The 25,174-nt window shown below is 64.2% G+C and carries 26 protein-coding genes and 1 pseudogene; 13 read left to right on the top strand and 14 right to left on the bottom strand.

Annotated elements, in window-relative coordinates; translation table 11 throughout:
- Positions 1-108: 108 nt before the first annotated feature.
- Together ACQ4MM_RS18305 and ACQ4MM_RS18300 are read right to left on the bottom strand one after the other, a co-directional pair.
- Complete coding sequence (locus ACQ4MM_RS18305; protein WP_431478677.1) at positions 109-849, bottom strand: DUF3108 domain-containing protein; 741 nt, start codon at positions 847-849, stop codon at positions 109-111.
- 10 nt (positions 850-859) lie between these two features.
- On the bottom strand, positions 860-2,158 hold the full coding sequence (locus ACQ4MM_RS18300; protein ID WP_431478676.1) for a DUF3108 domain-containing protein: 1,299 nt from the start codon (positions 2,156-2,158) through the stop codon (positions 860-862).
- On the opposite strand from ACQ4MM_RS18300, the pseudogene ACQ4MM_RS18295 reads away from it, so the two are divergent.
- From ACQ4MM_RS18295 to ACQ4MM_RS18280, 4 genes and pseudogenes are all read left to right on the top strand, one after another.
- Positions 2,102-2,221, top strand: a pseudogene (locus ACQ4MM_RS18295) (low temperature requirement protein A); the annotation flags it as partial. The gene ACQ4MM_RS18300 and the pseudogene ACQ4MM_RS18295 sit on opposite strands and share 57 nt — an antisense overlap.
- Before the next feature lie 61 nt (positions 2,222-2,282).
- A complete protein-coding gene (locus tag ACQ4MM_RS18290) occupies positions 2,283-2,954 on the top strand; it encodes a low temperature requirement protein A (protein ID WP_431478675.1) in 672 nt (223 codons plus the stop codon).
- On the top strand, positions 2,948-3,214 hold the full coding sequence (locus ACQ4MM_RS18285; RefSeq protein ID WP_431478674.1) for a hypothetical protein: 267 nt from the start codon (positions 2,948-2,950) through the stop codon (positions 3,212-3,214). The genes ACQ4MM_RS18290 and ACQ4MM_RS18285 overlap by 7 nt, the downstream gene beginning before the upstream one ends.
- A gap of 67 nt (positions 3,215-3,281) precedes the next feature.
- On the top strand, positions 3,282-3,917 hold the full coding sequence (locus ACQ4MM_RS18280; protein WP_431478673.1) for a PhaM family polyhydroxyalkanoate granule multifunctional regulatory protein: 636 nt from the start codon (positions 3,282-3,284) through the stop codon (positions 3,915-3,917).
- Here ACQ4MM_RS18280 and ACQ4MM_RS18275 read toward each other — a convergent pair.
- The 7 genes from ACQ4MM_RS18275 to ACQ4MM_RS18245 form a co-directional block, all read right to left on the bottom strand.
- Positions 3,914-4,129 carry a hypothetical protein gene (locus ACQ4MM_RS18275; protein ID WP_431478672.1) on the bottom strand — a complete coding sequence of 72 codons (216 nt, stop codon included), beginning with the start codon at positions 4,127-4,129 and terminating at the stop codon, positions 3,914-3,916. The genes ACQ4MM_RS18280 and ACQ4MM_RS18275 overlap by 4 nt on opposite strands.
- A gap of 3 nt (positions 4,130-4,132) precedes the next feature.
- Positions 4,133-5,857, bottom strand: a complete 1,725-nt coding sequence (locus tag ACQ4MM_RS18270; RefSeq protein WP_431478671.1) for a response regulator — start codon at positions 5,855-5,857, stop codon at positions 4,133-4,135.
- Positions 5,854-6,555: a sensor histidine kinase gene (locus tag ACQ4MM_RS18265; RefSeq protein ID WP_431478670.1), complete on the bottom strand. Its 702-nt coding sequence runs from the start codon at positions 6,553-6,555 to the stop codon at positions 5,854-5,856. The genes ACQ4MM_RS18270 and ACQ4MM_RS18265 overlap by 4 nt, the downstream gene beginning before the upstream one ends.
- Before the next feature lie 29 nt (positions 6,556-6,584).
- Positions 6,585-8,291: an FAD-dependent 5-carboxymethylaminomethyl-2-thiouridine(34) oxidoreductase MnmC gene (mnmC, locus tag ACQ4MM_RS18260; RefSeq protein WP_431478669.1), complete on the bottom strand. Its 1,707-nt coding sequence runs from the start codon at positions 8,289-8,291 to the stop codon at positions 6,585-6,587.
- Positions 8,284-8,862, bottom strand: a complete 579-nt coding sequence (locus ACQ4MM_RS18255; RefSeq protein ID WP_431478668.1) for a DNA-3-methyladenine glycosylase I — start codon at positions 8,860-8,862, stop codon at positions 8,284-8,286. The genes mnmC and ACQ4MM_RS18255 overlap by 8 nt, the downstream gene beginning before the upstream one ends.
- Positions 8,859-11,546 (bottom strand): diguanylate cyclase, encoded by a 2,688-nt coding sequence (locus ACQ4MM_RS18250; RefSeq protein WP_431478667.1) that lies wholly within the window; start codon positions 11,544-11,546, stop codon positions 8,859-8,861. Before ACQ4MM_RS18250 ends, ACQ4MM_RS18255 begins: the two co-directional genes overlap by 4 nt.
- A gap of 134 nt (positions 11,547-11,680) precedes the next feature.
- Positions 11,681-12,274 carry a DUF4142 domain-containing protein gene (locus tag ACQ4MM_RS18245; protein WP_431478666.1) on the bottom strand — a complete coding sequence of 198 codons (594 nt, stop codon included), beginning with the start codon at positions 12,272-12,274 and terminating at the stop codon, positions 11,681-11,683.
- A gap of 102 nt (positions 12,275-12,376) precedes the next feature.
- On the opposite strand from ACQ4MM_RS18245, the gene ACQ4MM_RS18240 reads away from it, so the two are divergent.
- The 3 genes from ACQ4MM_RS18240 to ACQ4MM_RS18230 are packed head-to-tail and all read left to right on the top strand — an operon-like array spanning position 12,377 to position 14,017.
- Complete coding sequence (locus tag ACQ4MM_RS18240; RefSeq protein ID WP_431478665.1) at positions 12,377-12,733, top strand: COG4315 family predicted lipoprotein; 357 nt, start codon at positions 12,377-12,379, stop codon at positions 12,731-12,733.
- A 4-nt stretch (positions 12,734-12,737) separates the two neighbouring features.
- Entirely contained in the window at positions 12,738-13,235 is a 498-nt protein-coding gene (locus ACQ4MM_RS18235) for an RNA polymerase sigma factor (protein ID WP_431478664.1), read from the top strand.
- Positions 13,232-14,017, top strand: coding sequence for an anti-sigma factor family protein (locus ACQ4MM_RS18230; RefSeq protein WP_431478663.1), 786 nt, complete (start codon positions 13,232-13,234; stop codon positions 14,015-14,017). The genes ACQ4MM_RS18235 and ACQ4MM_RS18230 overlap by 4 nt, the downstream gene beginning before the upstream one ends.
- Here the strand turns inward: ACQ4MM_RS18230 and ACQ4MM_RS18225 are convergent.
- Positions 14,010-14,507 carry a winged helix-turn-helix transcriptional regulator gene (locus ACQ4MM_RS18225; protein WP_090438278.1) on the bottom strand — a complete coding sequence of 166 codons (498 nt, stop codon included), beginning with the start codon at positions 14,505-14,507 and terminating at the stop codon, positions 14,010-14,012. The two genes, ACQ4MM_RS18230 and ACQ4MM_RS18225, sit on opposite strands and share 8 nt — an antisense overlap.
- A gap of 250 nt (positions 14,508-14,757) precedes the next feature.
- Here ACQ4MM_RS18225 and ACQ4MM_RS18220 point away from each other — a divergent pair, with 250 nt between their 5' ends.
- Positions 14,758-15,525 carry a response regulator transcription factor gene (locus tag ACQ4MM_RS18220; protein ID WP_431478662.1) on the top strand — a complete coding sequence of 256 codons (768 nt, stop codon included), beginning with the start codon at positions 14,758-14,760 and terminating at the stop codon, positions 15,523-15,525.
- Here the strand turns inward: ACQ4MM_RS18220 and ACQ4MM_RS18215 are convergent.
- On the bottom strand, positions 15,509-18,070 hold the full coding sequence (locus ACQ4MM_RS18215) for a TonB-dependent receptor plug domain-containing protein (RefSeq protein ID WP_431478661.1): 2,562 nt from the start codon (positions 18,068-18,070) through the stop codon (positions 15,509-15,511). The two genes, ACQ4MM_RS18220 and ACQ4MM_RS18215, sit on opposite strands and share 17 nt — an antisense overlap.
- Positions 18,071-18,402: 332 nt before the next feature.
- On the opposite strand from ACQ4MM_RS18215, the gene ACQ4MM_RS18210 reads away from it, so the two are divergent.
- Genes ACQ4MM_RS18210 through ACQ4MM_RS18195 form a run of 4 tightly spaced genes read left to right on the top strand, consistent with a single transcriptional unit; the run spans position 18,403 to position 21,135 of the window.
- Positions 18,403-18,786: a BlaI/MecI/CopY family transcriptional regulator gene (locus tag ACQ4MM_RS18210; RefSeq protein WP_431478660.1), complete on the top strand. Its 384-nt coding sequence runs from the start codon at positions 18,403-18,405 to the stop codon at positions 18,784-18,786.
- A complete protein-coding gene (locus ACQ4MM_RS18205) occupies positions 18,779-20,026 on the top strand; it encodes a TonB family protein (protein WP_431478659.1) in 1,248 nt (415 codons plus the stop codon). The genes ACQ4MM_RS18210 and ACQ4MM_RS18205 overlap by 8 nt, the downstream gene beginning before the upstream one ends.
- A gap of 13 nt (positions 20,027-20,039) precedes the next feature.
- Complete coding sequence (locus tag ACQ4MM_RS18200) at positions 20,040-20,417, top strand: energy transducer TonB (RefSeq protein WP_431478658.1); 378 nt, start codon at positions 20,040-20,042, stop codon at positions 20,415-20,417.
- A gap of 4 nt (positions 20,418-20,421) precedes the next feature.
- Positions 20,422-21,135, top strand: coding sequence for an SIMPL domain-containing protein (locus tag ACQ4MM_RS18195; protein ID WP_431478657.1), 714 nt, complete (start codon positions 20,422-20,424; stop codon positions 21,133-21,135).
- A gap of 7 nt (positions 21,136-21,142) precedes the next feature.
- Here ACQ4MM_RS18195 and pnuC read toward each other — a convergent pair whose 3' ends face one another.
- Positions 21,143-21,709 carry a nicotinamide riboside transporter PnuC gene (gene pnuC, locus ACQ4MM_RS18190; protein ID WP_431478656.1) on the bottom strand — a complete coding sequence of 189 codons (567 nt, stop codon included), beginning with the start codon at positions 21,707-21,709 and terminating at the stop codon, positions 21,143-21,145.
- Entirely contained in the window at positions 21,699-23,198 is a 1,500-nt protein-coding gene (locus ACQ4MM_RS18185; RefSeq protein WP_431478655.1) for a tetratricopeptide repeat protein, read from the bottom strand. The genes pnuC and ACQ4MM_RS18185 overlap by 11 nt, the downstream gene beginning before the upstream one ends.
- A 204-nt stretch (positions 23,199-23,402) precedes the next feature.
- On the opposite strand from ACQ4MM_RS18185, the gene ACQ4MM_RS18180 reads away from it, so the two are divergent.
- Positions 23,403-24,155, top strand: coding sequence for a substrate-binding periplasmic protein (locus tag ACQ4MM_RS18180; RefSeq protein ID WP_431478654.1), 753 nt, complete (start codon positions 23,403-23,405; stop codon positions 24,153-24,155).
- Here the strand turns inward: ACQ4MM_RS18180 and ACQ4MM_RS18175 are convergent, their stop codons facing one another.
- A complete protein-coding gene (locus ACQ4MM_RS18175; protein WP_431478653.1) occupies positions 24,156-25,106 on the bottom strand; it encodes an MBL fold metallo-hydrolase in 951 nt (316 codons plus the stop codon). It abuts the gene before it with no gap.
- Between the last annotated feature and the right edge of the window lie 68 nt (positions 25,107-25,174).

The following is a 25,174-nucleotide window of genomic DNA, read 5'->3' as shown; positions in this document are numbered from 1 at the left end:
CGGGGTCAGGTCTGGCAATCCGCCATCTATCTCACGATGCGAAATAAATGGTGGGTTGCCAGACCTGACCCCGACTTTGAGGGTGCAAGTATAACAGGCCGGGTGTGGCTATTTTCGGTTGACTTTCTCTAGGACTTGCTCGAAGGAATCACCGTCTTCTTCCTTCAACAGGATGCGCGCCGGGTACCAGTCGAGGTCGGGGGCCAGCCACAGGTCGACCTGCTGCTCATGCCCTCCGGCCTGTTTGCGGCTGAAGTGCAGGACCTTCTGTTCGCCGAGCGCGGCGTTTTCCAGCGTCTCCGTGCCGACCACGCGGAAAGTCCAGGGTTCGCCATCGCGCCGGCCGGCCACGAAGAAGGTCCATTCGCTGCCGGGGGTGAACTTGTCCGGCGTGGCGCGCGCCAGGGTCGCCAGCTGGAACGTCACGCTGCTGCGATCCTGCTCGCCGCCGCGGATGGCGTAACTGACTTTGCCGTCTTCAAACTCGATGCGCTGCGTGCCACGGTCGAAACGGGTGGTGGTGGGGTCTTTGCGGAAGCGTTTCTCGTAAAAAGTGGCCGGCGCCAGACCGTAGCCGTCCAGCGTGCCCTCGCTGCGCTGTTCCAGTACTTTGCCGAACAGGCTGGAACGCGCTTCGGTATGCAGGGAATAACTGCCGTCGCCCTGGCGCCAGGTAATGGTGCCGGTACCCAGCAAGGGGAAGCCGCGGTTGCTGCCCTTGACTGAGTAGGACAGGTCGGCCGACGGCGGCAGGCTGGTGGCGCGCTTGGCGACCGGGTAATCGGATTTGGCTGCGCTGGCACTGCTGGCTGCAACAGCCAGGGCCAGGGTGATCATGGTACTGCGCATGGCTGGGTCCTTACTTGATGATGCGTTTGACGATTTGGGTGGTGACGGCGCCGTTGCCTTCCGTATTACGGATCTGCACCGGGTACCAGTCCAGGCTTGGCGCCAGCCAGATATCGAGCTTGGCGCTGTAGCTGCCGGGCTTGGGCGGGCGCGCCAGGTGCCAGGTGACCAGCTTGCCCATCCTGGTTTCGATCTCATCTTCGCCGACCAGCTGGAAGCTGTAGACCTGGGCGTTGCGGTCTTCGCCGACCAGGATGTCGATCGGCTTGCCGAACTGGTTGACGTCCGCGCGCCCGATGCCGGCCAGCTGGAACAGCAGCGTGGCGCGATCCTGCGCTCCCGCCGCCAGCGCCACGCTGCGCTCGCTGGAGGAAAAGGTGATCTTCTGCTCCAGCTGGTTGAAGTGGGTGGCGGTGGCCGCGCGGTTGCGCCGTTTCTCGGTGAATTTCGCCGGGGCGATGCCGAATTCGTTGATCGTGCCTTCGCTGTTCACTTGCAGCAGGTTGACGCGCGCAATCAGCAGGCTGATGCCCACTTCCTGCGTCGCCTTATAAGTGCTGCCATCCGACTCCCAGCCGATGCTGGCCGACCCGCTCCAGTTGGTGCCGTCCGCATCCTTGCGTATCACGTCCAGTTCAAACTTGGCCGACGGCGGCAGCGCGACCTGCCAGCGTTTGACGTCGGCCGGGGGCGCGGCGTTTGGCGCAGCTTCAGGCTCGGCCTGCGCGGATTCTACGGCAGGCGTGCCAGCTGCAGCGCCCTGTTGCGGAGCCTGCGCGTCAGCTTCCGGCGCCGCTGCTGCCGGCTGCACCGGCGCGGCTTCGCCGACCGGCGCCGCATCTTCAGGCGGCGGGGCAGGCTTGGGGAGTTTCGGCTTGGGCTTGGGCTTCGGCTTGGGGGGCGGCGCTGCTTCGACCGGCGCCGGCACTACCGGTTCAGGCGGCGCTGGCGCCAGGCGCAATTCGGCGCTGATGAGGTTTTTTTCGGCAGCGCGCTCGCGCTCCGCCGCGCCAATGCGGCCGCTGACCCAGTTGATCGTCACGAAATGCAGGGCCACAGTGGCTGCGCAGATAGCAATGATGCGGCGCAGGTGGCGGGGGAAAGTAACGATCGTCATGGTCGCTAGTTTAACGTGCCGCCCCGCGTTTCCGCTGACAGCACGCTCAATGGCATAATTTGCTGGATATTCTGACAAGGAGTCCCGATGTCCCTTTTGCGCCAGCGCGGCCAGGCCGATTCCGGCAAGGTCGGCATGGTCGAGCTGTTTTTCGATCTTGTGTTCGTATTTGCCGTCACCCAGCTTTCCCACACCCTGCTGAAAAAACTCGATGCCGCAGGCGCGCTGCAGGTCGGCCTGCTGTTCATGGCTACCTGGTGGGTCTGGATCTACACGGTCTGGGCCACCAACTGGTTCGACCCCGAGAGAGAAAACCGTGCGCGCGGCCTTGTTCGCGCTGCTGGTGGCGGGCCTGCTGATGTCGGTCTCGATCCCGCGCGCCTTCAGCGACCTGGGCTGGCTGTTCGGCGCCTCGATCATGTTGCAGCAAGTGGGCCGCACGCTGGCCATGCTGGCCGCCAGCCGCGGCGAGGATGCCGCCCTGCGCTGCAATTTCGTGCGCATCACCATCTGGCTGACGGCCAGCGGCTCGCTGTGGGTGGCCGGCGGCTTGGCGGGCGCCGAAGCGCGCATGGGATGGTGGCTGGCGGCATTGGCGGTCGACATGATGGGCCCGATAATGTTCTATTTCGTGCCGGGCCTGGGGCCGCTCATACCCTGGCCGACTGGAATGTGGACGGCAGCCAATATGGCCGAACGCTGCGCCCTGTTCGTCATCATCGCGCTCGGTGAATCGCTGCTGGTGAGCGGCGCCACTTTTGCGGAACTGGCCTTCGATCCGGTGACCGTATTGGCCTTCCTGCTGGCGGTTGTCGGCTCGATCCTGATGTGGTGGCTGTATTTCGACCACGGGCTGGAACAGGGCCACCACCGCATCGTGCATTCCGAAACGCCGGGCCGCCATGCGCGCAACAACTATACCTACCCTGCACATCCTGATCGTGGCCGGGCATCATCGTCGGCGCGGTCGGCGATGAGCTGGTGCTGAGCCATCCGCACCATGGCAGCCCGGCCGCGTTGGCGGCCATCATCGGCGGCCCGCTGCTGTTCCTGTGCGGCACTGCCGTGTTCAAATGGCTGGCGCATACGCGCGCCTGGCCGCCGCTGTCCCACTTGCTCGGCATCGCGCTGCTGCTGGTGCTGGGCGTGCTGTCGATTGTGCTGCATCTTTCCCCGCTGCTGGCCACCGGTGCTTGCGTCGCCGTGCTGCTGCTCGTTGCTGTCTGGGAGAGCTGTGTGCTACGCTAAACCACCTACCCTCGGAGACCCGATATGAGCAATCCACAAATGCCCCCACATCCCCGGCGCTGCAGTGATGACCGATACGCTGGACTTCGTTAAATCCCTGTGGGGGAGCATGGGTGTGCCAGGCATTGGAATTCCCGGCATCGCCGCGCCGACCTTGTCGGTGGATGACCTGGACAAGAAAATCAGCGAGCTGAAAGCGGTCGAGTCCTGGCTCAACCTGAACGCCACCATGCTGCGTTCGAGCATCCACGCGCTGGAAGTCCAGCGCGGCACCATCGCGGCGCTCAAATCGATGGGTCAATCGTTGGCCGCCGCCGTACAGCAGGCGCCGCACAACGATCCGTTTGCCAAGCCGGCAGCAGCCAAGCCCGCGGACAAGCCGGCAAGCGAAGCAGCCAGGCCCGCCGGCATACCGGGCGAGAAACCGGGCGAAAAGCCGGGCGAAACGCCGGCCGCCGACGCCAAGCCTGCTGCGCACGACCCTGCCGGCAGCGCCGCCAGCCAGATGGCCAATCCCGCCGCCTGGTGGAACCTGCTGCAGGAACAGTTCACGCAAGCCGTCAACACGGCCATGGCCGCCGACCCGGTCGCCAAGCCGGCAGCGGCAAAGAACGGTACCGCGCACGACGCCGGCAAGCCGATCGCCAAACCGGCGGCACGCCAGCCGGCCGCCAAGCGTGCCCCGAAAGCGCCGAAGCCTTAATTCAGCTTCTGGATACGGATGGCCTCAACCAGGCCATCCTCATCGCGCTGCACCCTCATGATGTTGATCAAGCCTTCGTCTTCCATGGCCTTGGCCGCGTCGTGCGCGCTCTGGAACGATTCCAGGGTGTCACCCTTGGCGCTGACTGGGCGAATCCAGGCAGCAGCCCCTACCTTCATCTTGTTATAGACCTCTTTGGCGATATCGCGCATGGATCACTCCTTGTCGTGGTCATCTTTCATGGCGGCTGTCAGTTCGGCTTCGATTTCTTCCGCCGACATCCGGCCGGGAATCAACTTCTGCAACTGCTCGATTAGCTGCGCAAAGCGCTGCTGGCCCGGTGCAATCCTGTCAACGTGCATCAATACATCATTTGCTTCGGACATCAGGGCATCGTTGTAGCCCTTCGCCTGCATATGGGAGATCAGGACCTGGGCCGAGTTGAACAGGATGCGCATATTGTCCGGCAGGCTGCGGCGCGCTTCGCGCATCCACTCGACTGCATCGTCCAGCTTATTGGTTTTCCATAGCAGCACGCCTTTGTTCATCATCTCCGACGCTTCCTTGCGCGCCGTATTGATCAGGGCCGCGCCTTCCTCGCCCATGCGGGCCTTGTCGAAAATGCGCTGCACCTCGTCGTGGATGACGGTGTTCTCGTCGTTGTTGCGCACCACATAGCACAGCAACTCCACCGGGGCATCCTTCACCCCCACGGCAAACAGCAAGGTCGCCATCTCCAGGCAGGTCGCGGTGTCGGGCCGTTCGCTGCCTTCTTTCAGCATGGTCTCCAGTTCGTCGCCGGATTTGCGCGCGCGCCGGTAGTCGCCGCTCTCGTGGTACACCAGGCCTTCGGTGATCTTGCAACGCAATTCCACCATGCTGCCGGAAAAATCGCGCTGCGCGGCAGCCAGCAGCAGCAATGCTTCCTTCGCGTCGTTCTTCTGCCCCAGCACGCGCGCCAGGCCAAAGTAGGCGTCGACCGTTTTCATGATCGAGTATTCGCCAATCTGCATGCACTTGCGGAAAGCCCGTTCGGCAAGCGGAATATTTCCCAGCTTGAGCGCCGTCGTCCCCAGCGCACGCTGGCGCGGCACGGAGTTGGGCGACATCCTGGCGGCGCGTTCCAGCACCTCGCAACTTTCCTCGACGCGGCCCATGTTCTGCAGGGATTTGGCCAACTGGTCGTAAGCGTCCAGGTAGAAGCGGTTTTCCGCAATCACGCCCTGGAACATCTGACGCGCGGCCTCGTTCTCGCCATTGGCCATGCGGATCTTGCCGACGCCGGTGCGGGCCCAGTTGAAGTCGCGCTCTTGCAGCACTTTTTCGTAGACCAGGCGCGCCTGCTCCGTCTCGCCGGCCTTGAGCAGCAAGGTGGCACGCATGCGCATCAGGTCAATCTCGTGCAGCTTGTTGCGGCCCGCCGCTTCGGCGCACAATTTGGCGGCCCGCAGGTAGTCCTTCTCCAGGTAGGCCTGGTCGATGTCCTGCAATACCTGCTTTTTCTGCCAGGCGCGGTTCAAGCGCGTCAGCAGCACGCCCTCGGTGATCGGCTTGATCAGGTAGGCATCCGGCTGGTGCTCTGCGGCGCCCATCACGGCCTCCACGCTCTTTTCCGCCGAAACCATCAGCCACACGCAGCTTGGCATCAGCAGGCCGCGCATGCGGGCCTCCTCCAGCACATGCTGGCCGCTTTTTCCTTCGCCGAGGTTGAAGTCGCACAGGATCACGTCGTACTGGACGCGCGCCAGCAGGCCCATCGCCTCGCCGCCGCTGGATGCCTGGTCGATGTGGCGCGCACCCAGGCTGCGCAAGGCTTCGCGCAGCAGCTGGCGCACGCCGACAAAATCGTCCACGATCAGGTAACGCTTGTCGGCCCAGTTGACGCCGGGTTCTTTTCCCGGCGCCGCGGCGACCGGCGTTGTGACGGCTGGGGCGTTCATGGCAAGCGCAGGATGAAACAGCCGCCGCCCAGGGCGCCGCCGTTTTCCAGCGCGATGCTGCCCTGGCGCTGGCGGTGTTTATGCGACTTGGCGACTTCGCTGGCGAAGTAAAGGCCAAGACCGCTGCTGTTGGTCAGGAAGTTGATGCCCTGCCCCGTGACCTGCCCGGCCTCCAGCATATTGGGCGGGAACCCGGGGCCGTTGTCTTCCACCCGCACTTCCATATAGCCATCGTGCTCGCGGATGCTGAGGGCGATGCGGTCGCGCGTGTAACGGACGGCGTTGTTGATCGCGTGCGCCAGCAGGCCAAGCACCAGGTCTTCGTCGAAGGTCCAGATCAGGCCGGGCGGGAATGCGCTGTCGAACCGGATGCCTTTCGATTGCAGCAGGACGCGCTGCTGCGCCTCCAGCTGGTCGACCAGTTCGCTGACTTGCAGCGGGGTCGGGTCGAAGGGGTAATTCGGGCGGCCGACTTCCTTGTAGAGCGCTAGTAGCTGGATCAGGTGGTCGTTCAGGCGCTTCGATTGGTACAGCATTTGCGCCATCTGCGGATAGGCTGGCTGGTCTTGCGCGGAATCACCTGCCTGCACAAGCAGGTTCTCCAGCGTGCCGGTCAGCACGCTGATGGAATTCTTCATGTCGTGCACCGTCGAGGCGAGGAACATGAACAGCTCTGGCGAGCCGGCGCGGTCTTCCATGGATTCTCCAGCCATTGGATAGGAGGCCATTATAGCTTGCGGCGCTGCTTGAGCAGGAAGCGTCCGGGGTCCAGTGCGGCGGCCAGTGTTGCTTCGATGGGAAGCGGTTCATCTTCCAGTTGACAGGCCAGGATTTCGGCGGCGAGCGGAGCCCAGATCAAGCCTCGGCTGGCGTAGCCGAGCAAGGCATGAAGGCCAGGAAGGCGCGGCAGGTCGCGCAGGCGTTCGCTGCGGGCCTGGTTGCCGCTGTCGGGCAGCGGGCCGACCAGCGGCAGGCGGTCGGGCGCCATGGTGCGGAAGCCGACGCGGCCTGCCAGCGGCGCCCCTGCGCCATGCGGGCTGCCCAGGATCTCCTCCGCGCGCAGCAGGTTTTCGTCCTGGCTGGATTGCCAAAGCCGGCGTTCGGTGGACTTGTCGTAAGTGGCCCCGACGCACACGATGCCATCCACCGGCGGTGTCATATAGGCCTCGCGGCAGACCACCATTTTCAGGCTGGGGAAGCTGCCCTCCGGCAGGTGGGTGACCTGGCCGCGCATGGTGTAGAGCGGGAGATCGCGCGCCTGTTCCAGCGCCGTGGCGCCAGCGCCGTTGGCCAGCACCAGTGTCGGCGCGGCAGCGAGCCGTGTGCCCTGGGCGCTGAATACCTGCCATTCCCCGCCGGCGCGCTCGATGCGCAAGGCTTCGCTGTGGAAGATGCGCTGCAGCTTGTCGCCGCAGGCGTGGAGCATGGCGCGGCAGGCGGTCGCGGGCGTCGCCCATCCGCCTTCGGGAAAATGCCAGGCGCCGTAGGGCGTGGCCGCGCCGAGCATGGCGCCGGCCTGCTGCGGGTCCAGCCACCGCACGTATCGTTCGGGGTGGCGCCAGGTGTCGACGACTTCCTTTTGCAACAGGGCGTGTTCGGCGTCGCGCGCGAGTTGCAGCACGCCGCATTGCTCGCCGCGGATTGCACCCGCCCCTGCCTCGGGGCCAGGCGCGTGCGGATCGAGGCCGCCCAGGTGCTGCCAGGCGCGCTGGGCGTACAGGTAGGCGGCGCGCGTCAGGCGGGTCGGTATGTTGTCGTCTTTCGACAGCAGGGGCATGAAAATACCGGCACGGTTGCCGGAGGCTTCCTGTGCCGGAGCGTCATGGCGCTCGATCAGGATGACGTCCCAGCCGCGCGCTGCCAGCCGCTCGCAGGCTGCGCTGCCTGCCACGCCTGCGCCGATCACGATGGCGCGGCGCTCCGGCGCCGGGGCGCGGGGCGGCTGCGGCTTGCGGCTGGTGTAGGTGGCGTGCTGCCATTCGCCTTCCAGTTCGCCGGTGACGGTAAAGCCGGCGGCGCGCAGGGAGCGCAATGCCTGTTCATCGGGTTGGCGGATACGGAGCGTGGAGGCGGGCGTTGCGAGGCGTTGCAGGGCGCGGACCTGGTCGAGCGGTTCAGCGATGATGAACTCATCGACACGGGCCACGATCTCGGGCAGCCAGGCTTCGGCGCTGCCGACCAGCAGGTCGAGCGTCAGGCGTTCAGTGGGCAGGTGCAGGCGGTGCAGGCCGGGCACGTCGACCGGCCACTGCGCGGCCAGGGCGGGCACGGCGGCAGTCAGCGCTGTCTGCACCGACGCAGCGGGAACCGACTCGGCGAGCGCGAGGTAATGCAGGTGGGCGGCGGGCGCGCTACGATGGCGCTCGAGCGCTGCCAGGAACTGGGCGCCGCGGCCGAACCCGGTGTCGAGGACGACGTGGCGGGAATCAGCCACCGCGCTGGCACTCCTTGTGGCGGAAGCATGCGAGGTCGTGATCGTTCACCATGCCGATTCCCTGCATGTACGCATAAACGATCGTCGACCCGACAAACTTGAAGCCGCGCTTGGCGAGATCCTTGGAGATGCGGTCGGACAGCTCGGTGCGCGCCGGCCGCTCGCCTTGCGCGGTAATGCGATTGACGATCGGCTGGCCGCCCACGTAGCCCCACAGCAGCGCAGACAAGCTGCTGCCTTCTTCCAGCAAGCGCAGGTAGGCACGCGCATTGGTGATGGCGGCATTCACCTTGAGCCGGTTGCGCACGATGCCGGGATCGGACAGCAACTGCGCGATCTTCACCTCGTCATAGGCGGCAATCCTGCGCGCATCCCAGCCATCGAAAGCCGCGCGATAGTTGTCGCGCTTGTTGAGGATGGTCTCCCAGCTCAGGCCCGCTTGTGCGCCCTCCAGGTTCAGCATCTCGAACAGGCGCAGTTCGTCGCGGCATGGAACGCCCCACTCCTGGTCGTGGTAGGCGATATAGCGGGGATTGTTTGGATTGGCCCAGGAACAGCGATGTGTGCTCATGGGGTGATTATAGTGCGCTCTCCCAGGCTGGTCACGATGCGCGCTTCGCCGCGCTCCACGCAGTCGCCAAGCTGGCGCACCAGGCGTGCGAACAGTTGCTCCGGCTGCGCCGCCCCGGTCGCATGCACCGCCGTCCAGGCATCGCGCCCCGAGTGCTTGGAGATGTACAGGCCCAGGTCCGCCAGTTCCACCACCTGCGACCAGGACATCAAGCGCGGATGCGATGGCAGGAAAGGATAGCAGGCGAAACCGATCGAGCAGCTGCGTGCCAGCGGCGTGCCATCGGGCAGGACGAAGTCGCGCGAGGACACGGCCTGGCGAATGCGCTCCGCCACCACATGCGCCCCGCTGCGGTCGGTGGCGCGGGCCAGCACCAGGAATTCTTCGCCGCCCCAGCGCACCAGGTAGTCCGACTCGCGGAACACTTCGCGCAGGCGGTCCTTCATCTGCACCAGCACCGAGTCGCCGGCGGCATGGCCGTGGCGGTCGTTGACTTCCTTGAAGTGGTCCAGGTCCACCATATAAAACACCAGGTCGCTGTCAGCCCCGGCTTCGCCACCGTCATACCCGCGCAGGCAGAGCGCCACATCCGACTCCACATGCTGCAGGAAAAAGCGGCGGTTGCGCAGGCCGGTCAACTGGTCGGTCAGGCTCACCTCTTCCAGCGCCTTGTACGCGCGCTCCAGCTCGAGGTTCTTTTCAAGCAGCTGCGCCTGCGCCGCGGCATTATCGAGCGCAATGGCGCCGTATGCGCACAGGGTGCGGAAGATCAGGCGTTCGCGCTCGCCGTAAGCGCGCGGCAGCATCGACTGCACGGTCATCACGCCCAGTACCCGCTCACCGATCATCAGCGGTGCAAACAGCAGCGAGAGCGTCGGCAAGGTGCCGGGGATCAGGTTGGGCGTATCGGATTTGTCTTCGATTTCGATCAGGATTTCATCGCGCTCGCGCACGCAGCGAGCCGTGTTGAAGCTCGGGTCGGACAATGCGATGCGCATTGGCGGCAACGGCAAACCCATCTCCACGCCAAACGCACAATGCAGGAAGTCGCCATCGGGCGCCAGCAGGAAGATCGAGAAATGGGTCGAGTCGAGCAGGCCGTGGACGTGCCGGTCCAGTGCGCGGAACACGGCCGACGCGTCGAGTTGCGCGGTGATCTCCTGGCCGATGGCGGAAAGGTGGCTCAGCGTGGCGCTGGTCTGTGCCAATACTTCCGCGCGTTGCGCCTCTGCGGCAGCGAGCTGGCGATCGCGTTCGGTCTGGTGCTGGACCTGCATCGCAATCGCGCGGTTGGTCGCGTCCTGGCTATTGGTGCGGTCGCGCGCCGCGTTGGCCTGCACTGAAAATTCGTAGGCCCGCGCGAAATCGCCAACCGCGGCATACTCGCGCGCCACCGAATCGAGCAACTCGCCCGGCACGATATAGCCGTCGATGGTGGCGGCGATCATCAGCGCCTCGCGCAGGTACTGCAGCACGGACATCGCATTGCCGACATGGATATCTGCCAGCACCCGCAGGGCTGCAATCTGGCTGAACGGGTCATTCAGTTCGCGCGCCAGCGTCAGTGCCGACATGGCGGCGGCCTGCGCTTGCTCGATCCGCCCCAATCCCGCCAGCGCGTGCGCCTGGCCGCGCCGCGCGCAACTGTGGAAGTCGCTCTGCGCCAAGGCGTGGCCGCGCTGTTCCAGTTCGCGGAAGCTGGCCAGCGCCGCTTCGTAGTCGCCCAGGTCCAGTGCCAGGTCGCCCTGATATTCCAGCGCCATGACAAAGGCGCGCGAGCCGGCCAAAGGCGCCAGCATCTGCAGCGCGTCGCGCAGCAGGGCTTTGGCGGCCGGGCGCTGGCCAAGATGGCGCAGCGTTTCGGCCGATTGCATCTGGGCCAGGCCGATGCACATTGGCCAGCCGGTCGGCCGCGCCAGTTCCAGCCCGCGCTGCATCCACTCCAGCGCGGCGTCATGTGCATTCAGACGGGTGAAGGCGTTGCCGATATTGGTGGCGAGGATCACGGCGCGGCGAACCTGGCCCGAAACCAGTGCCGCTTCGAATGCGGCGATCAGGTGGCTGATGGCGCGCCCGAATTCCGCGGCCTGGAAGGCCGCCGTGCCGAGATAGTCGGAAATCCAGCCTGCGACGACCGGGTGCTGGCCGGCCAGGTCGATCGCAAAGCGCTTGCTCCAGCGTTCGTTTGCCGCCGGCGCATTGCGGAACACGCTGAACAGGGCCGCCAGGCTCTCGAAAATATCGATGCGCATGGCATCGCCCGAAGCGCGGGCATCGGCGATGGCCAGCGCCAGCTCGTTTTCGCAGCCGGCGGAATCGCCGCGGTCGACCGCGATCCAGGCCAGCAGGCTGTGGGTGTCGGCAGCGCCCAGGCGGTCGTTGTGGCGGGCGAATTCCAGCATGGCGCGTTCGGCGATGGCGCTGGCGGTGTCGAGGTCGCCGCCGAGCCAACTGGACTCGGCTTTGATCAGCTCCCAACGCGCGGCCAGCACACGCCTTTCCGCCGCAGGCAAAAGAAAGGCCAGCGGAGTTGCCTCCACGACAAGTTGCGCCGAACGCACACCATCGCGCTGGCGCAGTTGCCAGGCCAGCCGGGATAGCAGTTTCAGGCGCAGTTCGCCCTCGGAATACGGTAATTCTGCTTCCCACTGGGCCAGCTCTTCGTCGAGCGCGAACAAATCCACTACTTGATATCCTTGAAATAGGTGTTGCAGTAAAGAATCATACCGCACGACCGCACTTTTTGGTGTTCAAGTAGCTTAAGCTTATTAAACGAGCAAGTGGCGCCGTCCCCACCCCGCCCCTCCTGCCGCCGCGTTCAGCGTCGGTCCGGCTTGCCGTCGCGGTCTGGCTTGTTGCCGCCGCTGCTGCCTTCGGTGCCACTGCCGCCCACCATCGAGCTGCCGCCCTTGATGGCTGCGTTCAACTGCTCGGCATTGTTCAGGTGCTGGTGGATGGTTGGCTGCAGGCGGGTGGCCAGCGATTTGACCTCGCTGTCCTGGGCCGTCGCTTCAGCCTTGCTCACCAACTGGTGCGCTTCCTTGTGCGCCTGCACCCCGGCCTGCTCCATATAGCTGCGGTCAAACTTGTCGCCGGATAGCTTTTCCAGCTTGGCGGCCATGGCTTTATGTTTGGCATCCAGTTCGTTCGGCAGGGTCACGCTGCGCGCGGCGGCCACTTTGCGCACTTCTTCCAGTCCCTTGGTGTGGTCATCGACCATTTGCTGGGCGAAGCTCTTGACCCGATCGCTCTGGGTCTTTTGCAAGGCCAGCTTGGCGGTCTCGATTTCCGCCATATTTGCCATGGCCAGGTCAGTCAGCATTTTCTGGTCCGACTTGGCCAGGCCTTCAGCCCAGGCGCTTCCTGCACCTAGCAGGGCCGACAACACAGCTACACGCATGAAATTGTTCATTGCATCCTCCGTGACAGAATTGGCAGAAAATATTTTAGGCAGGATGGAATAAGCTGGCCACACGCTACGTATACGCAATACCCAACACACATGGAGGTTAATATGAAAGTCATCGCCCTTGCCCTGGCCGCCCTGCTAAGCACTGCCGCTGCCGCCGCCGAACCACTGAAAAAAACTGACGGCGTCTATGTCGATGCCGCCGGCATGACCGTCTACACCTTCGACAAGGACGTTGCCGGCAGCGGCAAGAGCGCTTGCGTCGAAGGCTGCCTGAAAAACTGGCCTGCCGTGGCAGCCAGCGGCGACCTGGCCTCGCCATGGTCCGCCATCACACGCGATGACGGCAGCAAGCAACTGGCCTACAAGGGCAAGCCGCTGTACCTGTTCGTCGGCGACAAGAAGGCCGGCGACCGTGCCGGCGACAACGTCAAGGACATCTGGCACGTCGTCAAGGATTGAGTGCATGCAGGATGTGCATGAAAGTTTGCTGGCTTGCCTGCCGCGCCTGCGCCGCTACGCGCGGGCGCTGACCGGCGATAGCGCCAGCGCGGACGACCTGGTGCAGGACACCGTGGAACGCGGCTGGGCGCGTATCGCCCAGTGGCGCCCGGACGGGGACTTGCGCGCCTGGTTGTTCAGCATCATGCACAACCTGCACGTTGACCAGTTGCGGCGCTCGCCGCCGCCGGCCGTGGAGCTGGCCGATGGCGACCTGCCCTGCGCGCCGTCAGCCGGACCGCTGGACTTGCGCGACTTGGAGCGGGCCTTGCAGCAACTGCCCCCGGCCCAGCGCGAAGTCCTGCTGCTGGTGGCGCTGGAAGACATGCGCTACGAAGACGTGGCGGCCACGCTCGATATCCCGCTTGGCACCGTGATGTCGCGCCTGAGCCGCGCACGCGAGAGTTTGCGGCGGCTGATGGCTGGAAAGCCTGTGGCTGCCAATTTGAAAGTAGTGAAATGAACGAAGCCGAATTGCAAGCCTGGGTCGATGGCCGGCTGGCGCCGGAGAGGCAGGCAGCGGTCGACCGCTACCTGGCCGAGCATCCCGCCGAAGCGCTGCGCCTGCAAGCCTACCGCGAGCAGAATACCGCCCTGCACGCGCTGTTCGACGACGTGCTCGACGCTCCCGTCCCGGCTGCGCTACGCCCGCCCCATCCGGATGCGCAGCGCGCGCCGCCCCCGGCATGGGCCATCCCCGCCTGGCGCCGCATGGCAGCCATGCTGGCGGTGGCCGTCGGCGCCGGCGTGCTTGGCGGCGCGGCCGGATGGACGCTGCGCGGCGCCGAACCGCAGGCCGGCCCCGCGCCAATGGCCGCCCTGCCCCGCCAGGCCGCCATCGCCCACGCCGTCTACACGCCCGAAGTCAAACACCCGGTGGAAGTCGGCGCCGACCAGCAGCAGCACCTGGTGGCCTGGCTGTCGAAACGCCTGGGCAAGCAGCTACGCCCGCCGCAGCTGGCAAAACAGGGGTATGAACTGGTAGGCGGCCGCCTGCTGCCGGGCGATTCCGGGCCGGTGGCCCAATTCATGTATACCGACGCCAGCGGCCAGCGCCTGACGCTCTACGTCAGTTCCGGCCAAAAGCAAAACCGCGACACCGGATTCCGGTTCGCGCAGGAAGGCAACGTGGGGGTGTTTTACTGGATCGACGGCAGCTTTGGCTATGCGCTGTCGGCTGCCGTCGGAAAGAACGAGCTGTCGCAGATCGCCAACGCGGTCTACGAACAGCTGCTGCCTAATTAGGCACGCGACGGCCGGCTTCGGTGATACGGTTACGCATCACTTCCGGCGCAGCAGGCCCTGGCGCGAACATATAGTCCTCGTCATTGATGGCCAGGCCGCTATTCGCATCGACCAGCACCTGGTCGGCCGGCTTGCCGGTTTCGCGGCTCACCACCAGCAAGCTGGCGCCTTCCGGCGACAGGTGCTCATTCCCCCAGGCGATGAAGGCCAGCAGTACAGGCTTGAAGTCGCGCCCCGCCTTGGTCAGGATATATTCATAGCGCGGCGGACGGGTGCTGTACTGGCGGCGTTCCATCAGGCCGCCTTCGACCAGCCCTGCCAGGCGACGGGTCAGCATGTTCGGCGCAATCTTCAGGCTTTTCTCGAATTCATCGAAGCGGGTCAGGCCGTAGAACGCATCGCGCAGAATCAAGATGCTCCACCACTCGCCTACCTTGCCGAGGCTACGCGCGATCGGGCAGGGCATTTGGCCAAAGTCGGTATGTTTCATGTTGCCTCCTAGTCAGTTGGTTTAATTTAACCAGTTGAATGCTTCAGACTCAATTGAACCGCGAAAACACCCCTAAAAGACTCACCAAAAATCACTCTTGCAAGGAACGTGGCTATCTTCTTTCCATTCGGCGTTGTTGGGGCGCACTTTACTTTTGCCAGAGGAGAGAACACCTTTGCTCAATGTGAAATGCGCAACTTTTTTTTTAAACATGGGCATAATACGCAACACATCCCGCCTCTGAATAGCCATGTACCTGACCAGCGATGCCCAAGTGCGCAATATCCTGATCGTGGATGACTCCGCGTTCGAACAGCGCATGCTCGTCGACTTGTTAAGCGAAATGCCCTACCGCGTTTCGGTAGCGTTCAATGGTGAGCAGGGTTATCAGCTGGCGCTGTCCGGCCAACCCGACCTGATCCTGCTGGATGTGCGGATGCCGAATATGGACGGCTACACCTGTTGTCGTTTACTTAAGGCCAACCCGGCCACGCGCGATATCCCGATTATTTTCCTGAGCGGCACCGAGGCGGTGGAAGACCGCATCATGGGCCTTCAGCTAGGTGGCGTGGACTTTGTCAGCAAGCCGTTTACGCCGGGTGAACTGGCGGCACGCATCCACGTGCACCTGAACCTGATGAAGCGGCCTCCAGTGGCGGCCGCGGAAACCGGGCCGCTCGATACCGACTCGGTGATCGTCAATGCAGCCAAGCGCCTGATCTACGACAACCTGGCCGCCCTGCCCGGCCTGGCGGAAATCGCCGCCAGCGTGGGGACCTACCGCGAAAAGCTGAACCAGCTGTTCCGCACCCATACCGGCATGACCGTGTTTGCCTACATCCGCGAAGCGCGCATCCAGCGCGGCATGCATTTGCTGCGCGATACCGACATGGACGTGCAGGATATCGCGCTGCTGCTGGGCTTTGCCAATGCCGGCAATTTCGCCACCGCCTTCCGCGAGCGGATGGGCACGACTCCCAGCAGCTATCGCACTTCAATCATCAAAACTTGTGATTGAGCTTGACTGACGCGAAACGGCCGCGCGGGTCGCCCTGGGTGTAGTCGAAGAAGTTGAACGAGCTGTCCCACGAAGGCTTGCGATCGAAGGCATTGGCCAGCAGCAGGTTCACGCTGGTGGCTGCGCTGATCTTGTAGCCCAGGTTCAGGTCCACGGTGGCAAATGGCTTCACGCGCTCGCCCGGACGGGTGGTCTGCTCGTAACCGTCAACATAATTCCATGCGGCGTTGGTGGTCCACTGGCCCAGCTCCCAGGTGGCGCTGGTGGTACCGCGCCATTTCGGGATCGAACCGAAGTAGTTGGTGCCGGCGCCGTTGGTCAGCGGTTCGCCGTTCGACAGCGGCTGCTCGTACTTGAACACTCGGCTCAATTGCGCATTCAGCGTCAGGTTGCCGTAGGCGGTCTTCGGCAGCTTGTAGCGCAGGTCGACGTCGATGCCGCTCACCACGCGTTCGCCCTGGTTGGCGTATTGGCGATACAGCGTCAGGATGCGGCCCTGTTGGTCGCGCACCACCTTTTCAGGATGCGTGCTTTCGTTGGCCAGGATGGTGTCGGTGCTTTCGGTGTCGATCACGCCATCGGTGCGGATATGATAGAAGTCCACCCCTACGCTGCTATTGGCCGACGGCGACACCACAAAGCCCAGGTTCACGTTCCTGGAGCGCTCGGGCGACAGCTCGGTATTGGCGACGGTGATGTTGGTCACGCCGCGTGACTGGCTTGGCGTGATCGGGTCCAGCTTGTCGATCACGGAACCGTAGCTGACCGAAGTCGAATTGGTGATCTCCGGCAGCGATGGTGCACGGAAGCCGCGCGATACGGTACCGCGCAGCAGCAGCCACGGGGCAGCCTGGTATCGCACGCTGGCTTTCGGCGAGAAGGCGGAGCCGAAATCGCTGTATTTGTCGGCACGACCGGCCAGGTTGACGGTCAGGTCTTTCAACACCGGCACGTTGAATTCGGCGAAGGCCGCGGTCACTTCGCGCTTGCCCTTGATGATGTTGATCGCAGGGCGCAGTTCGGTGCCCGACAGCACCGCGCTCGAGGTGTTGGAATTCATTTCTTCCTGGCGCCATTGGCCGCCGAAGGCGAAGCCCAGTGCGCCGGCCGGCAGGTCCAGCAGTTCCCTGGATGCGTTGAAGTCGGCCACAGTCAGCTTCGATTGCGCAGGGCGCAGGGTCGACAGGCGCAGGCGGTTGCGCACCTCCTCGCTGTTCCTCGACTGGTCGGCGAAGTTGTAGCTGCCGTCGGCCAGCACTTTCTCGAACTCGTAGCGGTTGACGAAGTTCTGCACCGTTTCCTTCAGCTTGCTGCCGGAGCGGGCGATGGAGGCGTCATATTCCCAGCCATTCCAGGTGCCTTTGATGCCGGTCAGGGCGCGATAGAAGTCCACCTTGTCTTCTTTCAGGCGCGGGCCCAGGTCGAAAAGGGTGGCGGTGAACGGCAGCGCGGTATTGCCAGGATTGTTCGGGTGGCCGGCTGGCAGGGCGACGGTGATGTTGTCCAGCGCCTGCTTGGCGTTGTTCCACGCACGCAGGCCGCTGCCCACCGTCAAAGGCGCGCCAAACGTCTGCTCCGCCGAGGAGTAGCCGTACAGGCCTTCCGCATAGGCTTCGGTGTCCTCATTCAGTTTCAGGGTACCGCGCAGCGAGGTGTGCACGCGCTCCACGCCCGGAATCAGGGTGCGGAATTCGGCAGGGTTATAAGCCAGTACCTGGCCAGCCTTGCCAGGCGTGATGTCGCCGTAGTTCTGCACCTGCAGCGGGCCCTGCACCCCGCCCAGTCGCCGGGTCGGGTCGGAGGTGCCGTAGTAGTTGGTCGGGGTCCACGCCAGCGTGCCGTTGGCATAGCCGCGGAAATCGCTGCCGCGCAGGTAAGACACGTCGGTCTGCTGCAGCTTGTCGCGCTTCAGCGCGTCGAGCGAGAACACCACGCTCCAGCCTTTTTCATCAAGGCTGCCAAAGCCGGTCTGTAGCGACGCGCTGCGTTCAAGCTGGCCGGTGCCTTCGGTGGAAGAACCCAGCTGCGCGCTCACCTCGGTGCCCTTGAATTCCTTGTACAGGATGATGTTGACCACCCCCGCCACCGCGTCCGAACCGTAGACGGACGAGGCGCCATCCTTCAGCACCTCAATGCGCTGCACGGCCGCCATTGGCAGCGAGTTCAGGTCGACGAACACTTCCTGCAGGTCTTGCGCCGTGGCGTAGGAAGACACGCGCTTGCCGTTCACCAGGATCAGGGTGTTCTTCTGGCCCAGGCCGCGCAGCGACAGGCCCGCGGTGCCGGCCGAGAAGCTGCCGGTGTACTGCTCGTTGTAGCTGTTGCCGCTGTTGGCGGAAATCGTACGCAGGATATCGGCCACGGTGGTCTTGCCGGTGGCAGCCAGTTCCTTGGCGGTCAGCACCTGCACGGCGCTCGCGCCTTCTTTCTGCGAGGTGCGGATATTCGAGCCGGTAACGACGACACGGGCCAGTTCTTCCTCGGCATAAGACAGTTGCGGGAAAGCGGCAGCAATGGCCAGGGTGATGCTGAGAGGCTTGATCATCTTCTTCCTTTTGGGTAAGCAGGGGCCTGCCTGCCTCGTGGGCGGGATCGGCTAAAACGGTTTGTTGCGAGGGGTTTGGGAGTGTGCCTAGCAGCGGCACATGCACTGCGCCATGCAGAGCAGATAGATGGTGTAGCGGCGGTGTACGGCTGGAGTTTTCATGCGGCAACTATAACGCCGGCCTTTCATTTCTGAAACTAATTAAAACTCAGACCTATATGCATTTTGAATCTATAGACATCGTTGTCTACATTTCGCCACAGTGAAGAACATGAAGTATACAACTCTGTCTAGACAGGCTATTCTAGTTAAAACGTTACAAGGAAATAAACATGGCCACCGTTCCGAAACCTACCCCAGCCGAGCTGGAACTGCTGCAGGCAATCTGGCCGCTCGGTCCCGCCACCGCCAAGCAGGTGCACGAGGCCATGCTGGCCGAGAAGCCCGACCTGGCTTATGGCGCCGTGCTGCGGCTGATGCAGATCATGCACGGCAAGGGCTTGCTGATGCGCGATGAGAGCCAGCGCTCCCACATCTACGCCGCCGCCGTGGCGCGCGAGGCGATGCAGGGCAATATGCTGCAGGATTTGCTGCAGCGCGCCTTCGCCGGCTCCGCCAAAGCACTGGTGCTGGCGGCCCTGAAAAGCGGCATCTCAAAAAAAGAGCGCGACGAAATCGAAGCACTGCTGAAGCAGGAGGACAAGCCGAATGAATGACATCATCCACGCCGCCGGCTGGGCCCTGATCCACTTCCTCTGGCAAGGCACGCTGCTCGGCCTTGCCGCCGCTGCCCTGCTCTGGCTGATGCGCGGTGCCCGTCCTGCCGCGCGCTATGGCGTGGCCTGCGCAGCGATGCTGGCCTGCCTGTTGTGGCCCGCTTTCGAATTCGCCAGCGCGCTGCAAACCACACCGCGCACCCTGCAAGCCCTGGTGCTGGCGGGTGACGCCGGCACCTCGCCGCAAAGCGAACTGCTGGCCAGCATCGACAACCGCCTGCCGCTGCTGGTGGCGGCCTGGCTGGCCTGCGTCGGAGCGCTGGCATTGCGCAGCGCCTTCGGCCTGGCCTGGATCGCCCGCGCCCGCCGCACCGGTGGCCGCAACCGGCACTGGCAAGAGCGCCTGTCGCAACTTGCCGCGCGCCTCGGCATCCGCCGCGAAGTCGGCCTGCGCATCGTTGAAACGCTGGCCAGCCCGATCACTGCGGGCTGGTGGCGTCCGGTCGTGCTGGTGCCCGCCGCCCTGGTGGCGCGCATGCCGCCGGAGTTGCTGGAAGCGCTGCTGGCGCATGAACTGGCCCATGTGCGCCGCCACGACTACCTGGTCAACCTGTTGCAAAACGTGGTCGAAACTTTTCTGTTCTACCACCCGGCCGTGTGGTGGTTGTCGCGCCGCATCCGCCACGAGCGCGAGCTGGTAGCCGACGGCATCGCCGTACAACTGACTGGCGAACCACGCCGGCTGGCGCTGGCGCTGTCCGAGCTGGAGAAGATCCAGTTCGCCTCACAGCGCCTGGCGCTGGCCGCCGATGGAGGAGACCTGGTGCAGCGCATCCGCCACCTGATGCTGCCGCAGCAGCAGTGCAGCAACTGGAAAGGATTGCTGGCGGCACTGGGCATCACGGCCGCTTGCCTGACCGGCTACGCCAATGCCCGCGTCGAAGCTGCCAGCGTCCCTGCCGCGCGCACGCCAGCCGTGGTCGATTTCAAGTCCTGCTCCAAGCCGTTATGGCCGCAAGAAGAACTTGCAGCCGAACATACCGGCGCCGTCACACTGAGTTTCCATATCAACCCGAAAGGAAGCGTTACCGATTCCCGGATTGTCAGGTCCAGCGGCCACACAGGCCTGGACCAGGCAGCACGGATCGGCATTGAAAAATGCCATTTCATCCCTGCCAAGGTTCGCGGCAAGCCCGTCGCCAGCTGGCAGCAAATGCAGTACGTCTGGACCCTCGAATAAGGAGACCCACGCAATGAATCAACGTATTTCCTGGCTACACTCCGCAGCACTGCTCGCCGGCACTGCCGCCCTGGCCGCCTGCTCCCACGCCGTCGCCGCCGGTGCGGCGGAGGCCTCGCAGAAGCCCGTACTCGACTTCACCACCTGCGCCAAGCCGCTCTGGCCTGCCGGCGACCTGAAGGCCAAACACACCGGCACCGTCACGCTTGGCTTCAGCGTGACCGAGGCTGGCGCCGTTGCCGGCTCGCGCATCGTCAAGTCGTCCGGTTTCGCCGGCCTGGACGAAGCTGCCCGCACCGGCATTGCCAAGTGCCGCTTCAAGCCCGCCAGGGAAAACGGCAAGCCCGCCGCCGCAGACGTGCAAGTCCAGTACGTCTGGACCCTGGAGTGAAGGCATGAAGTCGAGCACCATCGTTGTAACGCTTGCACTGTGCGCTGCATCCGCAATTTGCAGCGCACAGGCGGCGCCTTCTTCACTGCCAACGCATCCCTTCGTCAGCACCAGCGGCAAGGCGCAGTTGTGGATGCGGCCGGATATCGGCGAGGTCAAGTTCGAAGCCGGCGCGCAGGACCCCAGCGCGGAAACCGCCGCCAGCCAACTGCAACAGTTAAGCGCCGGCGCGATGCAGCTGCTGGCCGAACACGGCGTGCTGCAAGCGGACATCGAGGCCTATGAAGTCGAGAAGAAGACGGTTCCTATGGGCGAACAACAGCCGCCGGCCTACTCCATGGGACGCCTGTTCCATGCCCGCGTGCGCGACCTGGCACAATGGCCGGCCCTGATGGCAAAGCTGGTCGAGATGGACCATATCACCAGTATCAGCTCAACCTTCGACCGCACGGATGGCGACGACATCAACACCCAGCTGATGGCGGCTGCGGCCGACGATGCGCGCAGCAAGGGCGCATCGCTAGCCAAAGCCTTCGGCCGCAAGCTCGGTCCGGTGATGGCCATCGCGCGCGGCCCGCTGGACCAGGTCGGCGCTCCCTATATTGAGCAGCAGCCCGGCCGTGAAGCGCGCGGCAGCGCGCCGCAAACCGGAAGCTATGCGGTGCCGGATTCGATCCCCTATTCGCAGACCGTGAATGCGATCTTTGTGCTCAGATGAACTGGTTTTAAGCGCCGGCTGTGCGCTGGCGGCGCCAATGGCGCCATGCCACCAGGGCATTGATCCAATAAGCCGCATACAGCACCGCCGTCAGGTACAGCCCTCGGCTGGCATATAGCGGCACGGAGATGGTGTTCACCAGCAGCCACACGGGCCAGGTCTCGATGCGGCGGCCCATCAGCAGCACTTGCGCGATGATGGAGAACATCAGCACCGTCGAATCGACGAAGGGCGCGAAGGCATCGGTGTAATGCTTCAGCATCAGGCCATAAGCCGCGGTGGCAGCGCTACCGGCCAGCACCATCTTCAGCAGCGTGGCAGGGCGCGTGGTGCGGATGTGCAGCGCGTGGCCATGGTCGCCGCGCAGCCACTGGCGCCAGCCGATGACGCAGGTGGCAATGAAGAACAATTGCAGCGCCACGTCGGCGTACAGCTGCGACACGAAGAACAGCACGGAGAACAGCGCGCAGCCGACAATGCCGGTCCACCAGGAATGGATATTATTGCGGCCCGCCAGGAAGATCGAGACGGCCATGACCGCGTTTGCGGCAATTTCAAGGAAGCTACTCTGCATGGGATCCCAATACGATCAACAAGCCACGCATGTCTGCTCCGCTCTCCTGGCGCAGCGTGCTCGGGGTGACTTCATGGATGGTGAAGCCATGGCTGCGTGCCAGCGCTTCGATGCCGGCGCGCGAATGCGCATAGCGGCCGGAAGAGCGCAGCGCAAAGCCCTCCGCCCCTTCGTGCTCTTCCACCGAAAACGCGAAGCGGCCGCCGCCGCGCAGCGCCAGCCGCGCCACGGAAAACACAGGCCTCAGGTCGCCCAGGTAGACGAATACGTCGGCCGCGACGATGACGTCGACGCTGGCCGGGCGCACGCGCAGGTAGCCCACCATATCGCCGCAATACAGGCCGTCGTACAGGCCGGTATCGCGCGCACGGTCCAGCATGTGCGGCGACAGGTCAACGCCCTCCAGCAGGCAGGCCAAGGGCCGCAGCAACGGACCGCACAAACCGGTACCGCAACCGGCGTCCAGCACATCGAGCTCGCCCGGCGGCAGATGGCGGCGCAGGGCTTCCACCAGCAAGGACGGCGTGCGGTAGCGCAGCACTTCGACCAGGTGGCGGTCGAAATTGCCGGCGTACTGGTCGAACAGCGCTTTCACGTAGGCGGCCGGCGAAGCGCCCGGCGCCTGCTGCGCGCCCATGATGGCCAGCATGTAGCCGACGGTTGCGGCATCTGCACCAAAAGCCAGCGCAGTCTGGTAGGCCTGGACGGCGTCCTCATGGCGTCCCATGGCGCGCAGTGTGTTCGCCAGGCCAAGCTGGGCGCGCGCGTAGCGCGGGCGCACCGTCAGCGCATCCTGGAAGCTCGATAGCGCTTCTTCATGGTCCTGGGCACGCAGCAGCAAGGCCGCGCGCGAACACCACGCTTCCGCATACTCAGGCTGGATGTGCAGCGCACGTTCGAAGCCTTCCAGCGCATCGGCCGGCTTGCCCAATGCCAGCAGCGAAACGGCCGCGCCGTGCAAGGCTTCCGGGTATTCGTGCCGCGCCTGCAATGCCAGGCCGAAGCTGTCCAGCGCCGCTTCGTGGCGCGCCAGCGACTGCAGCGTCAATGCCCGGTTGCACAGCGCGTCCGCATACTTGGGCGACAGGCGCAGCGCCGCATCGTAGCTTGCCAGTGCGCGGTCGAGATGCCCCAGGTGGCGCAAGGCGTTACCGCGGTTGCTCAAGGCGATGGCGTAATCCGGCTGCAGGGCCAGCGCGCGTTCGAAACTGGCCAGCGCCTCGTCGTAACGGCCCAGATCCTGCAGCGCCACGCCGCGGTTGCAGTGGGCGATGGCGCGGCGGCTGTCGATCGCCAGTGCGCCATCGATCAAGTCCAGCGCACGTTGCGGTTCGCCCTGCTGGCGCGCCAGAGCCCCGCTCAGATGCAGCGCATTGAAGTTCAGCGGCTGGGCGCGCAGCACCTCATCGTAAATGGCTTGCGCACGGGCTAGTTCGCCGCTCTGGTGCAGGGCGACGGCTTGTTGCAGTAGTGCATGTATGTCTTTCATGGCCCGTATTACACCAACTCGTAACACGGACGTCAAACGGCCGTCATATTCGACCAGCAAAATGCGTGCACCTGGCGCTGCGGCGCCACTACCGGGGCCGGCGGTCGGGAAATATACCGGCACCACACTGACCAGCTTTTCTCTTTACAGCGACGCTACCATCTGAAACACTGTCCTCGTGGATATTTTCGGATGCCCTCGGCCATGAGGCTGTTGCTCGCTGCACTCCTGCTACAACTCGCCCACCCTGCCGGGGCTTGCACCCTACGCCTGGCGCCGGAAGAATGGCCGCCCTACTTTTATCACAATGACAAGGAAGTGCTGGGCGGCGTCGATTTCGAATTGCTGCAAGCCATCATCAAGCACGCCGGCTGCGTGCTGCAACTGGAAAAGGAAATGCCGCCCGCAAGACGCAACGTTCTGTTTCAGCAAGGCAAACTGGACTTGCTGATGGCGGCTTCCGCCACGGAAGAGCGGCGCGGTTACGCCCGTTTCAGCCTGCCCTACCGGCAGGAGACGGTCGGCCTGTTCACCGTGCCCGAAAAACTGGACAAATTCAAACGCATCGACAGCTTCCAGGCCATCGTCAAGCAGCATGTCAGCCTGCTGGCGCCGCGCCTTGGCTATTACGGCGACGATTACGATCGCGCCATGCCGCTGCTGAACGCGGAAGGACGGCGCAGCACCTTCGGCACCTTCGAGCAGGGCGTCAAGATGCTGGAGGCCGGGCGCGGAGACCTGATCATGGGTGACGCCCATGCCCTGCGCCACATTGCGCGGCAACAAAACATCAAGATCGTGCAGTTGTCCTATATGCCCTACCGCGCGCCGGTGCACTTGATGCTGAATGCGGCCAGCACCACGCAAGCGCAGCTCGCACGCATCAACCAGGCGATCACCCAGCTGGAGCAGAACGGTTCGCTGGCTGCCATCCGCGCGCGCTACGGCATCAACTGATCACTTCCTGAATTCCGCATAGGCGGCAGGAACGTTGATGCCTTTGTGGACCCAGTCGTAAATGGCATAGCCTTTGAACGCGGGCAGGTCGGCGTGCGACTGCGCCTGTTCCAGCGTCATGCCCTTGGCATGGGCATCCTGCACGGCGGCCTTCAGCGCGGCCAGATAGTCCAGGTGCCACTTCATCGCTTCCTTGGCCATCACCGGACCGTGCCCCGGCACGATACGGGCGTCCGCAGGCAGGAAGTTATACAGGCGGGTCAGCGTGTCGAGCGTATCCTGGACATGGCCGTCCAGCAGCCATGGCAGCGAAGGCTGGCCGGCGATCACCGGGTTGCCGGTAAAGGCCACCTTGGCCTGCGGATCCCATACCACCAGGTCGCCCCCGGTCTGGCCAAAGCCGAAGTCGATGATCTCGACGACTTTACCGCCCAGATCCAGCTGCAGGCGGCTATCCTTGGCCACCAGCACGTCGCCGGTGCGCGGCCTGATCTTGTCGATGCCGCGCCCCTTGCCGAAGGCGCCTTCCATGAACTGCACGTCCTTGGCGAAGTTGGCGTCCACGTATGCCTTGGCGGCAGCATGCTGGATCACGGTGACCGACTTCGGCAAGTAGTAGTTGCCGTAGGAATGATCGCCGTGGTAGCTGGTATTGACGGCATAGCGCAGCGCGCCGTGGCGCTTTGCTTCCGCCATCACCTGCTTGTGCAGGCGTTCATTGATCATGGTGTCGACCACCAGGACACCCTTGCTGCCGACCAGGATGCCGGAGGTGGTGGCGATCGGTACGCCATCCGCCGCCCTCGCGGCGTCGGCCGGCAGCATGGCATACACGCCGTCGGCCAGTTTCTGCACCTTCAGCTCAACCTTGTTGGCATCCCACACCGGCTCGCCAGCCTGCGCGGCACAGGCGGCCAGCAACAATGCGGCGGCAGTCATCCTGATTTTCATGCTTATCTCCTGTGAAGGTTTTATTCTGGCCACCATCATAGGCCCATGCCGGACACCTGGGGGGATTC

Origin of the sequence: Massilia eburnea (genome assembly GCF_050709955.1) — a bacterium.
GTDB lineage: Bacteria > Pseudomonadota > Gammaproteobacteria > Burkholderiales > Burkholderiaceae_D > Rugamonas > Rugamonas eburnea_A.
Note: the sequence above shows the minus strand (reverse complement) of the source record. Positions and strands in the feature narration are given on the sequence as shown.